Source organism: Pseudacidovorax sp. RU35E (assembly GCF_900156165.1).
Classification (GTDB): domain Bacteria; phylum Pseudomonadota; class Gammaproteobacteria; order Burkholderiales; family Burkholderiaceae_C; genus Xenophilus.
This window is the reverse complement of sequence record NZ_FTMY01000009.1, coordinates 77454-89712: the sequence shown is the minus strand read 5'-3', so window position 1 is coordinate 89712 and position 12259 is coordinate 77454. Positions and strand designations below refer to the sequence as shown.

General features: G+C 70.6%; 12 protein-coding genes. 9 read left to right on the top strand and 3 right to left on the bottom strand.

From position 1 onward, the window contains the following. Positions 1-55 precede the first annotated feature (55 nt). The 4 genes from BXA03_RS17140 to BXA03_RS17125 are packed head-to-tail and all read left to right on the top strand — an operon-like array spanning position 56 to position 2955. A complete protein-coding gene (locus BXA03_RS17140; RefSeq protein WP_076510050.1) occupies positions 56-1102 on the top strand; it encodes an SAM-dependent methyltransferase in 1047 nt (348 codons plus the stop codon). An 11-nt stretch (positions 1103-1113) separates the two neighbouring features. Further along, positions 1114-1902: a DUF1295 domain-containing protein gene (locus tag BXA03_RS17135; protein WP_076510048.1), complete on the top strand. Its 789-nt coding sequence runs from the start codon at positions 1114-1116 to the stop codon at positions 1900-1902. Then, complete coding sequence (locus tag BXA03_RS17130) at positions 1899-2495, top strand: DUF6134 family protein (RefSeq protein ID WP_076510046.1); 597 nt, start codon at positions 1899-1901, stop codon at positions 2493-2495. The genes BXA03_RS17135 and BXA03_RS17130 overlap by 4 nt, the downstream gene beginning before the upstream one ends. Positions 2496-2538: 43 nt before the next feature. Next, entirely contained in the window at positions 2539-2955 is a 417-nt protein-coding gene (locus BXA03_RS17125) for a DUF2177 family protein (RefSeq protein ID WP_076510044.1), read from the top strand. Positions 2956-3092: 137 nt separating this feature from the next. On the opposite strand, the gene BXA03_RS17120 is transcribed toward BXA03_RS17125, so the two are convergent. Next, entirely contained in the window at positions 3093-3773 is a 681-nt protein-coding gene (locus BXA03_RS17120) for a ChrR family anti-sigma-E factor (RefSeq protein ID WP_076510042.1), read from the bottom strand. Beyond that, entirely contained in the window at positions 3770-4369 is a 600-nt protein-coding gene (locus BXA03_RS17115; protein WP_234983723.1) for a sigma-70 family RNA polymerase sigma factor, read from the bottom strand. The genes BXA03_RS17120 and BXA03_RS17115 overlap by 4 nt, the downstream gene beginning before the upstream one ends. Before the next feature lie 179 nt (positions 4370-4548). Between BXA03_RS17115 and BXA03_RS17110 the strand changes: the two genes are divergently transcribed. From BXA03_RS17110 to BXA03_RS17100, 3 genes are read left to right on the top strand one after another with little or no spacing between them, the layout of a single operon-like run. Beyond that, on the top strand, positions 4549-5934 hold the full coding sequence (locus BXA03_RS17110; protein WP_083716143.1) for an NAD(P)/FAD-dependent oxidoreductase: 1386 nt from the start codon (positions 4549-4551) through the stop codon (positions 5932-5934). After that, positions 5931-6884, top strand: coding sequence for a DUF1365 domain-containing protein (locus BXA03_RS17105; RefSeq protein WP_234983722.1), 954 nt, complete (start codon positions 5931-5933; stop codon positions 6882-6884). Before BXA03_RS17110 ends, BXA03_RS17105 begins: the two co-directional genes overlap by 4 nt. After that, positions 6881-8125 carry an SAM-dependent methyltransferase gene (locus BXA03_RS17100; RefSeq protein ID WP_083716141.1) on the top strand — a complete coding sequence of 415 codons (1245 nt, stop codon included), beginning with the start codon at positions 6881-6883 and terminating at the stop codon, positions 8123-8125. The genes BXA03_RS17105 and BXA03_RS17100 overlap by 4 nt, the downstream gene beginning before the upstream one ends. A 21-nt stretch (positions 8126-8146) precedes the next feature. Here BXA03_RS17100 and BXA03_RS17095 read toward each other — a convergent pair whose 3' ends face one another. Continuing rightward, positions 8147-8764, bottom strand: coding sequence for a Crp/Fnr family transcriptional regulator (locus BXA03_RS17095; RefSeq protein WP_234983721.1), 618 nt, complete (start codon positions 8762-8764; stop codon positions 8147-8149). Between the two features lie 232 nt (positions 8765-8996). Between BXA03_RS17095 and BXA03_RS17090 the strand changes: the two genes are divergently transcribed. Then, entirely contained in the window at positions 8997-10049 is a 1053-nt protein-coding gene (locus tag BXA03_RS17090; RefSeq protein ID WP_076510040.1) for a porin, read from the top strand. A gap of 11 nt (positions 10050-10060) precedes the next feature. Then, complete coding sequence (locus BXA03_RS17085) at positions 10061-12247, top strand: acetate--CoA ligase family protein (RefSeq protein ID WP_083716140.1); 2187 nt, start codon at positions 10061-10063, stop codon at positions 12245-12247. The last annotated feature ends 12 nt before the right edge of the window (positions 12248-12259 follow it).

Here is a 12259-nt window from a genome sequence, read left to right as displayed (position 1 = left end):
TCTGCGTACAGACGGACACACCTTCGCTTCCGTCCACTGCGACACGAGAACCGCCATGCCCCGTGACAACACCGCCACTGCCATCCGCTGGGTCGAACAGGGCTATGTGCCCGACAGCGTGATCCGCCTCGGCATCCGCCGCCTGCTGCGCGAGCGCATCGAGGAACTGCAATGCGGCGATGCCGAGGCCGTGGCGTGCCAGACCCGCGATTTCCTCGCGAGCATGCGCACGGCCCCCCTGGCCCCGCTGCCCGAGAAGGCCAACGAGCAGCACTACGAGGTGCCGGCCGACTTCTTCGGCGGCGTGCTGGGCGCGCACCGCAAATACAGCTGCTGCGAATGGGGGCCCGACACCGAGGACCTCGACACCGCCGAGGCCGCCGCCTTGACCACCACCTGCGAGCGCGCCGGCCTGGTCAACGGCCAGCGCATCCTGGAGCTGGGCTGCGGCTGGGGCTCGCTGTCGCTGTGGATGGCCGCCCGCTATCCGGCCAGCCCGATCACCGTGGTCTCCAATTCGCATTCGCAGCGGGCCTACATCGAGGGCCAGGCGGCGCGGCGGCATCTGTGCAACCTCAAGGTCATCACCTGCGACGTCAACGCCTTCGACACCGACGAGCGTTTCGACCGCATCGTCTCGGTCGAGATGTTCGAACACCTGCGCAACTGGCCGGCCGCATTCGCGCGCGTGGCCAAGTGGCTGTCGCCCGAAGGCCGCTTCTTCATGCACGTGTTCGTGCACAAGGAGGCGCCCTACCCCTTCGTCGAGCGCGACGCCAGCGACTGGATGACCCGCTATTTCTTCGCCGGCGGCATGATGCCCAGCGACGACCTGGCCATGCAATGCCAGGATGACCTGCGCCTCGTCGACCGCTGGCGCTGGGACGGGCGCCACTATGCCCGCACCGCCCGGGCCTGGCTGGAGAACATGGACGCCCGCAGGAGCGAGCTGCTGCCGGTGATCGCCGCTGCCTATGGCGCCAACGAGGCCGACCGCTGGTGGATGCGCTGGCGCCTGTTCTTTCTCTCGGTCGAGGAGCTCTTCGGCTGGGACGAGGGGCAGCGCTGGTGGGTCGGCCACTACCTGTTCCAGAAGCGCTGAGGGCCGCCGCCATGCTGCATTCCGCGCTCCTGGGGCTCATGGTGTCGCTGCCGATCGCGCTGGCGGGCTGGCTTGCCAGCCTTTGGAAGCGCGATGCAAGCCTGGCCGACCGGATCTGGCCCTGGCTGATCACCGTGCCGGCGTTGGCCTATGCGGTGGCGATGCCGGCGGCGGATCCGACGCGCCGCCTGGTGATGCTGGGTCTTGCGCTGGCGTGGGCGCTGCGCCTGTGCGTCTACATCAGCTGGCGCAACTGGGGCCATGGCGAAGACCGCCGCTACACCGAGATGCGCGAACGGCACGGTGCCGCCTTCGCCTGGAAGAGCCTCGTGATCGTTTTCGGGCTGCAATGGGTGCTCGGCTGGATCATCTCCGCGCCTTTGCTCGCCGGACTGGCGGGCAGCCGCCCCTTCGGGGCGATCGACCTGCTGGGCGCCGCCCTGGCGCTGTTCGGCATCGCATTCGAAGCCGTGGCAGACGCGCAGATGGCGGCCTTCCGCGCCAGGCACAAGGGCGGCAATGCCGTCATGGACAAGGGGCTGTGGCACTACACCCGCCATCCCAACTATTTCGGCGAGAGCTGCGTGTGGTGGGGGCTGGCCCTGATGACGCTGGAGGCCGCCGGCGCCAGTGCGCTCTGGTGCTTCGTCTCGCCAGTGCTGATCACCTTCATGCTGCTGCGCGTGTCGGGCGTCACGCTGCTCGAAAAGGACCTGAGTGCGCGCCGCCCCGCCTATCGCGACTACGTCGCGCGGACCAGTGCCTTCATTCCCTGGCCGCCGCGGGGGCGTGCGGCATGAGCAGGCGTTTGGCCACCGGGTTGCTGGCCCTCGCCCTGCCCTTCGTGGCCTCGGCCCAGCAGGTCTGGTCCTTCGAGGCCTCGCTCGACGGCAAGCCCATCGGCCAGCATGTCTTCACGCTGGAGGGGCAGGACGGTGCCGCTCGCAGCCTGCGAAGCGAGGCGCGATTCGATGTGAAGCTGCTGGGCATCACGGTCTACCGCTATCGCCATCAGGCGCAGGAGCGCTGGCAGGGCGACTGCCTCAAGTCCCTCACGGCCGACACCGACGACAACGGTGACAAGCTCGCCGTGCGGCTGGAGCCGGGCGATCCCTTGTTGGCCGGTTGCGCCATGAGCTTCGCCTACTGGAACCGCGCCATCCTGCGCCAGCGCGAACTGCTCAATGCCCAGACCGGCAAGCTCGAGCCGGTGCGCATCGAGCAGTTGCCTGCGGCGAACATCGATGTGCGAGGCCAGTCCGTCGAGGCCCAGCGCTGGCGCATCGTGGCGCTCAAGCAGCGCATCGAACTCTGGTACGACGGCAGCGGCCGCTGGGTGGGTCTGGACGGCACACTCGAAGGCGGCAAGTTGCTGAGCTATCGCCTGCGCTGAGCAGGCCTCCCACGCTTCTTTTCCACTCCAAGGCCCGCCGTTCATGACCCTGCCCTTTTCCCACTACCTCACGGCCTACGGCATCGCGGCCGTGGTCTTCCTCGGGCTCGATGCCGTCTGGCTCGGCACCATGGCCTCGCGTCTGTACCGGCCGTCCATCGGCCACCTGATGGCGGATGGATTCGCGACGGCCCCGGCCGTGATCTTCTATCTGCTGTACCTGGTGGGCATGGTGGTGTTCGCCATCGGCCCGGCACTTGAGGCACGCAAGCCGATGCAGGCGCTCGCCATGGGGGCATTGCTGGGCCTCATCTGCTATGCAACCTACGACCTGACCAATCAGGCGACGCTGAAGGATTGGCCGTGGAAGGTGACGGTGGCCGATCTGATCTGGGGCACTTTCGTGACCGGTGTCTCCTCGGCCGTGGCCACCCGCCTCACGCTCGCCTGGCGCGGCTGAACCGCCATCGGCCCGAACGACAAAGGCGCCTTTCGGCGCCTTTGTCGTTCGGGCCATGCGGCGTGCCGCAGGAAGCGCAAGGACTGGAAAGTTCGTGAGCCGACGGCCCGCGTCGAGCGCGTCACGCCCCTCGCGCCTTACATGCCCACCAGGCTGCCCAGGGTCCGCGCAAGAAAACTGTCGAACACCACGCGGCCGTCAACCGCCGCCAGGCAGATGCATTCGCTGCCCGGCTGCACGACCGGCTGATGGTGGATCGTGCCGTCCGCGGCGTCGAAATCGCCCGGTCCGAACATCGCCCGGCCGTCATGGAAGCTGCCCCACAGCACCTGTGTCAGCTCCAGTTCGCTGTGCGTGTGCGGCGGCAGGAACTTGCCGGCGCCGATGCGCAGCAGGAACACGTTGGCGTCGGGGTCCTGCGGCAGGCGCAGGCGGCTCCAGCGCATGCCCGGGCCGATCCAGCGCCAGGGCGTGGCGCTGCAACCGTCGAGGGCGCGTGGCCAGCGGGCGCCGGCGGGCAGCTCAGGCCGGGACAGATGCCCCACGCGTCTGGCGTGAGGCGGCGTTGCGGCGACGCTCGACGCCAAGGGCGAATCGATCGCGGCGAGGGTACGGGCCAGCGCCTCGGGCGCCAGACCGGCATCGGGCATCTCCTCGAGCAGCGCGCCGCCCAGGGCTTCGAATTCGGCCACGCGCTCAGCGCAGACGGCGCAGTCCTCCACGTGGCTGGCCAGTACGGCGGCCGGTCCTGCGGGCAGCGTGCCCGCAGCGAGGGCGACCAACATGTCGTCGGTCGGGTGATGTCGGATCGTCGTCATGCCAGGCCATCCAGCAGCTTACGCAGATGCGCCACCGCCAGTCGCACCCGCGACTTGACGGTGCCCAGGGGAATGCCGAGTTCGTCGGCTATCCGCGCATGAGGCTGGTCCTCGAAATAAGACAGATGGAGCACCCGCACCTGGTCGGGCGACAGGCGCCGCAGCGCTTCGCGCAACCGGTGTTCGCAGCGGCGGGCGTGCAGTCGCTCGTCCGGTGCCGGGGCATCCTCGGGCATGGAATCCAGGTCGGCCTGCTCGGCCGAAAGCACTTCGACGGCGCCGCCCTGCCGGCGGTAGCGGTCCACGCGCAGGTTGCGCGCGATGGTGAACACCCAGGTCGACACACCGGCCTGGCGCGCGTCGAAGAGCGCGGCCTTGCGCCAGAGCGCGACCATCGTTTCCTGCGCCAGATCCTCCGCGGCGTCCGGCTCCGCGCCGGAGCGCATCAGATAGGTCTTGATGCGGGGCGCGAAGTGCTTGAACAACACCGCGAAGGCCGTACGGTCCTGGCGCTCCGCCACAGCGCGAACCAGGTCGCAGAGTTCGGCGGAGGTGGGGAGTACGGCTTGGGCGTCGGCGAGGTTCACGATGGACACGGGCAGCGGACGCTTCCGTGGCGGTGGGACGTTCGACGGCTGGTACCGGGCTTCCATGATGTAGGCCTTTACGCAACCGGCAGCGGATTGGATCACGCCATCGGCCTCATCCGTTGTAGGACGGCACGAATCCAAACACCGCAGCAGGCCGTATAGGCGACATGCACCCTGGAGTCCCGATGAGCCTGACCCTCCCTGTCGCCCCCGGCATGCCGCCCGCCGGAGTCGAGGCCGGCGCTGAGCCGATGAACATCGCGGTGGTGGGCGGCGGCATCGCCGGCCTCTCGGCGGCCTGGCTGCTGAACCAGCGCCACCGGGTGACGGTCTTCGAAAGCGAGCCGCGGCCCGGCGGACACAGCCACACGGTCGATGCGCCAGCGGCGGGCGGTGGCCATGTGCCGGTGGACACAGGCTTCATCGTCTACAACGAGCCGTCGTATCCCAACCTCACCGCCCTCTTTGCCCACCTCGAGGTGCCCACCGTGGCCTCCGACATGTCCTTCGCGGTGAGCCAGGACAGGGGGGCTTTGGAATACGCAGGCACCGACCTGCGGGGCCTGTTCGCACAGCCGCGCAATCTGCTGCGGCCCCGGTTCTGGGCCATGCTGCGCGACCTGATGCGCTTCTACCGCGAGGCACCGGCCCTGGCCGCAACCGCCGGCCTGCAGCCGCTGGAGGATTTCCTCGACGCCCATGGCTACGGGCAAGCCTTTCGCGAAGATCATCTCTACCCCATGGCAGCCGCCATCTGGTCCACGCCCGCCGGACAGGTCGGTCGCTACCCGACCGAAGCCTTCATCCGCTTCTGCGAGAACCACCATCTGCTGCAGGTCAACGGCCGGCCGGTCTGGCGCACGGTCAAGGGCGGCAGCCGCGCCTACGTGCAACGACTCACGGCGGGCTTCCGCGAGCGCCTTCACCTCGACCAGCCGGTCGTCGAACTCCGGCGCGACGACGAAGGCGCCTGGGTGCGCACGGCCGCCGGCTGGTGGCCCGAGCGCTTCGATGCGGTCGTGGTGGGGGCCCATGCCGACCAGGCGCTCGGCATGCTGCAGGATCCGAGCGAGGACGAGCGCCGCCTCCTGAGCGCCTTCCGCTATTCGCGCAACCACACGGTGCTGCACAGCGATCCGGCGCTCATGCCGCGCCGCCGCGCCGTATGGTCGAGCTGGAACTACCTGTCGGACCGGCGGCAGCCCGATGGCGCACCCTGCGTGACCTACTGGATGAACCGGCTGCAGGGCATCGACGACAAGACACCGCTGTTCGTCACGCTCAACCCCATCGTCGAACCCCATGGCGACCACCTGATCCGCACGCAGGTCTACGAACATCCGCTGTTCGACACGCACGCCATCGAGGCGCAGCGCTCGCTGTGGTCGATCCAGGGCCGGCAGCGTGTGTGGTACTGCGGCGCGTACTTCGGCTCGGGCTTCCACGAGGATGGCCTGCAGTCCGGTCTGGCGGTGGCGGAGGCGCTCGGCGGCGTCAGGCGCCCCTGGCAGGTGGCCAACGAGTCGGGGCGCATCCACCTGGGCCCAGTGACGGCCACGGTGGCGGCATGAGCGGACGCCCGGCCATGGCCCAGACCGTACGCGCGCTGCACGACGACGCCACACGGTCGCCATCGAAGGCCCTTTCCTCACACCGCACCGACGACCGGGGAGCCGGGGCACAGGGCGACGGTCAGGCCCTCTATCTGGGCGAAGTCATGCACCAGCGCATGCGGCCCCGGCGGCACCGCCTGCGCTACCGGGTCTATTCGGTGCTGCTGGACATCGACCGCGTGGATGCCCTGGCGGCGGCGAGCCGGCTTTTCTCGCTCGGCCGCTTCAACCTCTTCAGCCTGCAGTGGAAGGACTATGGCGCCGGCCATGCCGAGGGTCCGCGCGCACACGTCGAGGCCCAGCTGCAGGCGGCCGGCCTGCCCCTGGGTGGGCGGATCCGGCTGCTGACCATGCCGCGCATCCTGGGCTATGCCTTCAATCCGCTGAGCGTGTATTTCTGCGATGCGCCGGCCGGTGGCCTGCAGGCGATCCTGTACGAGGTCAACAACACCTTCGGCCAGCGCCACAGCTATCTCCTGCCGGTCCCGGCGGGGCACGACGGCATCATCGAACAGCGCTGCGACAAGCAGCTCTATGTCTCGCCCTTCCTGGGGCTGGACATGCATTACCGCTTCCGCATCCGCCCGCCCGCCGAAGGCGCCGCGTCCGGCAGCCCCCTGGAAGTGGGGGTGGATGCGGTCGATGCCCAGGGCCCGCTCCTGGTTGCGCGCCTGGACGCGCAGGCCCGCCCGCTGACCGACGGCGCGCTGCTCAAGGCCTTCTTCAGTCATCCACTGCTCACGCTGAAGGTGATCGGCGCGATCCACTGGGAGGCACTGCAACTGTGGCGCAAGGGCATCGGCCTGGTCGCGCGGCCGGCGCCGCCCCGGAATCCGGTTACCGTGTCGCCCGCAGCGCCCTCGACCCTGCCGCCCGACACGCCCGCCACCCTGCGTCCCCTGCCATGACCGCTCCGCTCGATCCTTCCTGCGACCTGACACCGCCACCCGAATCACGGCGCCCAGGCCTGCTGGCCGCCCTGCTGGCCCGGCGCTGCATCCGCCCGCTGCTGAATCAGCTGAAGGCGGGCCACCTGATCGTTCAGCTCCCGCACGGGGAACGGCTGGAGGCACGCGGCACCCTGCCCGGCCCGCAGGCACTGATCCGGCTGCACCGCTGGCGGCCGCTGCTGCGGCTGCTCGCGCAGGGCGACCTGGGCCTGGCGATCGCCTACCGCGACGGCGACTGGTCCACGCCCGACCTGCTCGCCGTGCTGGAGCTGGGCGCGGCCAACGAGGCCGCGTGGCAGGGCGCCATCGACGGCATGCGGCCCGCCCGCTGGCTTGCCCGGCTGGCGCACCTGCGGCGCGACAACAGCCGCACCGGCAGCCGCGACAACATCGCCTTCCACTACGACCTGGGCAACGCCTTCTACGAACGCTGGCTCGACCCGGGCCTGCAGTACTCCAGCGCCATCTACACGCACGACCACGAGACGCTGGAGGCCGCACAGGCCCGCAAGCTGAGCCGCATCGTCGAACTGCTGGACGTGTCCGCGGACCGCTCGGTGCTGGAGATCGGTTGCGGCTGGGGCGGACTGGCTCGCCAGATCGCCCAGGCCGGCGCACACGTCACGGGCCTCACCCTTTCGACGGAACAGCTGCGCTGTGCGCAGGACCGTGCGGCCCGGGCCGGCCTCCACGAGCGTGTCGACCTGCGGCTGCAGGACTACCGCGACGTGCAGGGCCAGTTCGATCGCATCGTCTCCATCGAGATGATCGAGGCCGTGGGCGAGGCCTGGTGGCCCACCTATTTCCAGACGCTGAAGGACCGCCTGGCCGCCGGCGGCCGCGTCGTGATCCAGGCCATCACCATCGACGAGGCGGCCTTCGCGCGCTACCGCGCGGGCGCCGACTTCATCCAGCGCTTCATCTTCCCCGGCGGAATGCTGCTCACGCCCACCCTCATGCGCGAGCAGGGTGAGCGGGTGGGCCTGAAGTTGGCCGAGGTGCAGCGCTTCGGCCACGGCTATGCGCTGACGCTGGCCGAGTGGCGCCGGCGATTCATGGCGCAATGGCCGGCGATCCAGCCGCTGGGCTTCGACGAGCGCTTCCACCGGCTGTGGGAGTACTACCTCGCCTATTGCGAGGCGGGCTTCCGTGAGGGGCGGATCGACGTCGGCCTCTACGTGTACGAACACGCCCGCTGAGCGCACGGCGCCACGCGGCGCTCAGCTCTCCACCAGGCGCTCCAGCGCCGGCAGGTCGACGATGCGCAGCCGCTTGTAGCCCCCACCGTAGTCCACCAGCCCCAGCGCCCGCAGCCGGGCGAGTTCCTTGTTGATGGTCTGCCGCGACAGGCCCAGCATGGCCGCCAGGTCGGCCTGCGAGACCTGCAGCAGGCCCTCGCGCGCCGGCTGCCCCGACAGGTGATAGCCCATCTCCATGTTCAACAGGGTGGCCGCCAGCCGGCGCTGGATCGAGCCCACCATCTGCGCCCGCAGCGAGCCCACGCTCAGCCGTTGCCGATAAAGCGCCAGCCGCGCCACCTCGCGCCAGAGGCCGGGCTCGGCATCCAGCACCTCGATCACGGCGTCCGCCGGAATGTGCAGCACCACCGAATCCTCATGCGCGTCATAGCCGTAGCTCAGCGGGATGTCGTCGAGCAGCCGCACCAGGGGCACCACGTGCCGCGGCCCCAGCAGTGAGTTGACGTAGCGCCGCCCCGCCTCGTTGACTGCCGCCACCTCCAGGCTGCCCGAGACGACCACCAGCAGTTCACGGCGCGCACTTTCGTGGCCGAGCACCTGCGCTCCGCGCCGGTAGCGCTGCAGGCGGATCGCGGGCACCAGCCGCTGCAGGCAGTGCACTGGCCAGGTCGAGAACAGCTCGCACCAGCGCAGCCCGCGCTCGATGAGCGCCGCATGCGAGGCCGGCCGGCTGGTCGCTGGGTTGGGGTTCGCCAGGGGGTGATCTCCGTATTTGTGTCGGTCGATTGACAGATTTTGGGCTTTGGGCTGCCTATCGTGGAACCCGTTCAAACCACGACAAGGGCCGAGTGGCCCACGGAGACAAGCAAGCATGAAGACTTTCCTGGCGGCCGGCCTGGGGCTGGCGGCGAGCGCTGCCGCATGGGCGCAAGGCGTGACGGTGTACGGCACGGTGGACCTGTACGTGGCCCATGCCCGCAGTGGCAGCAGCTCGTGGACGCGGCTGCAGGACGGCGGCCACACCGCTTCGCGGGTGGGCTTTCGCGGCACCGAAGACCTGGGTGGCGGGTTGCGCGCCGGCTTCGTGCTCGAAAGTGGCGTCTCGCCCGATACGGGTCTGGGCAACCTGCCCGGCCCGGACCTGAGCTTCACCCGCCAGTCCTTCGTCAGTCTGGCCGGGCCGTGGGGCCAGGTGGACCTGGGCCGCATGTACACGCCGATGTTCTACACGCTGTTCCGGGCCGACCCTTTCGGCCTGAACTCGGTGTTCTCGCCGCTCAACCTGGTCGCTGCCACCGACGCCCAGCCTGGAGCGCAGGCCTTTGCCGCACGGGCCAGCAACATGGTGCGCTACCGCACGCCGCCCGGCGCCGGCTTCTGGGCCGACGTGGGCTTCGGCTTCGGCGAGGCCGCCACGGCCAGCAAGCGCAGCGGCCAGTTCGAAGGCGCCGCGGCCGGCTGGAGCGGAGAGCGCCTCACCCTGGCCTACGCCTTCCAGCGCGCCCACGGCGGCAGCGCCGCCGCGCCCCTGGCCGATCCGGCACGCACCACCTACCAGGGCCTGAGCGCCACCTACAAGCTCGACGCGCTCGACCTGTATGCCAACCATGTGCGCGTGCGCTCCAGTCTGGGGAGCACGCCGGCTGCGAGGCTGACCAGCCTGGGCGCGCGCTACAGCTTCAATGCCGTATCGCAGGTCATGGTCGAGGCGGTGGACCGCCGGGTGGACGGCAGCGCGCGGCGCCAGCTGGGCTGGACGCTGGGCTACGACCACAACCTCAGCAAACGCACCGCCCTGTATGCGCGGTGGCTGGGCCTGGGCAACCGTGCCGATGCCTCGGCGTCGCTGGCCGGCGTCACGGTGGCGAACAACAGCGGCGACGCCGTCCGCGTGCTGGCCGCGGGCATCCGCCACAACTTCTGAGCGCAGCGACCATGAACGCCTCCAACACCCTGGACCAGGGGCTCGCCAGCCTCTCGGCCCTGTTCGATCCGCAGTCGATCGCCGTGGTCGGCGCCTCGGCCAACCCTCAGAAGATCGGCGGCATCCCGGTCGACTACCTCCGTCGCTTCGGCTACGAAGGCCGGCTCTACGCCGTCAATCCCACCACCGATCAGGTCCAGGGCCTGCCCGCCCATGCGAGCCTGCGCGCGATCGGTGCGCCGGTGGACTTGGCGATCCTCGCAGTGCCCGCCGCCCGCGTCGAGGAGGCCGTGGAGGACGCCATCGCCGCCGGCGTGCGCGGGCTGGTGCTCTTCTCGTCGGGCTATGCCGAGATCGGCGGCGACGGCGTCGCCGCGCAGCAGCGGCTCGGCCAGCGCGTGCGCGAGGCGGGGATCCGCCTCATCGGCCCGAACTGCCTGGGCTTCATGAACCTGCGCACGCAGGTCTATGCCACCTTCTCGCCGGCGCCGGGTGTGGGCCGGGTGGCGCCGGGGCGCATCGGGTTGGTGAGTCAGTCCGGCGCGTTCGGCGCCTATGCCTATGCCATGGCCCGCGAGCGCGGCGTGGGCCTGTCGCTGTGGGCCACCACGGGAAACGAGGCCGACGTGCAGTTCGCCGACTGCCTGGCCTGGCTGGCCCGCGATCCGGGCACCGACGTGATCATGGGTTACATGGAAGGCTGCCGCGACGGGGAGCGGCTGCGCGAGGCGCTGGCCCTGGCCCAGGCGGCGGGCAAGCCGGTGGTGATGGTCAAGGTCGGCCAGACGGCGCTGGGCGCGGAGGCCGCGGCTTCGCACACGGCCGCGCTGGCCGGCGACGACGCGGTGTACGAGGCCGTGATGCGCCGCCATGGCGTGATGCGCGCCCACACCCTCACCGAATTCTTCGACCTGGCCCACAGCGCCGCCGTGGCGGGCCGGCCCCGCGACCGCAGTCTGGGCCTGTTCACCCTGTCGGGCGGCGTGGGCGCGCTGATGGCGGATGCGGCCGACGCCCTGGGGCTGGACGTGCGGCCCCTGAGCCTGCAGGCCCAGGCAACGCTGCGCGAATGGGTGCCCTTCGCGGCGCCGCGCAATCCCGTGGACATCACGGGCCAGGTGACCAACGACCTCAGCCTGATGGAACGCAGCGCGCGCCTGATGCTGCAGGACCAGGGCTTCGCCTCGTGGATGGGCTTCCTGGCGGCGGCGGGCGCGTCCGAGGCCTTCTGGCCGGTGCTGCGTTCGCTCGTCGCCTCGCTGCGCGAGGCCTTCCCCGACACCCTGCTGGCAATCAGCACGCTGCTGCCGGCCGCGCGGCGCGCCGAGCTGGAAGCCATGCGCTGCCTGGTCTTCGCCGACCCGTCCGACGGCGTGTGCACCATCGCCCGCCTGGCAGCCCAGTCCCCGCGCACCGTGACCCAGCCGCCCGCGCGCGGCGCGGCGCTGCGGCTGCCGCCAGGCGCCATGAGCGAGCCGGCGGCCCTGGCCCTGCTGGCCGAATGCGGCGTGCCGGTCGTGCCGCATCGCTGGGCGCGGGACGCTGCCGAGGCGGCGGACGCAGCGCTGACGCTGGGCGGCGCCGTGGCCCTCAAGGTGGTCAGCGCCGACCTTCCGCACAAGACCGAGGCAGGCGGTGTGATGCTCGGGCTGCAGGGCGCCGACGACGTCCGACAGGCCTACCGCGACCTGCAGGCGCGCGTGGCGCAGCGCCGCCCCGACGCGAAGCGCGAAGGTGCCCTGGTGGCGCGCATGGTGCAAGGCGGCACCGAATTCATCGCCGGCGTGCGGCAGGACCCGGTGTTCGGGCCGGTGCTGCTGGTGGGGCTCGGCGGCATCCATGCCGAGGTGCTGCGCGATGTGGCTGTGCGGGTGCTGCCCGTGGACCGCGCGGAAGCGCTGGCCATGGTGCGCGAACTGCGCGCGTTTGCCGTGCTCGACGGCGCGCGCGGTCGGCCCCCGGCCGACCTCGACAGCCTGGTCGACACGCTGTGCGCCCTGGCCGACCTGGCCCTGCGGGCGGGCGATTCGCTGGAAAGCGCCGAGATCAATCCGCTGATCGCGCGCTCCCGCACCGAGGGCGGCTGCGTCGCGGTGGACGCGCTCGTGGTCGGGCGCGCCCTGGCCGGTGAGGCCCTGCCCGAACTTCCCTACCCGTCGGCCCCAGACGCTCCGCAAACCCGCGGCGCGCGGGTCTGACGGCCCGCCCCC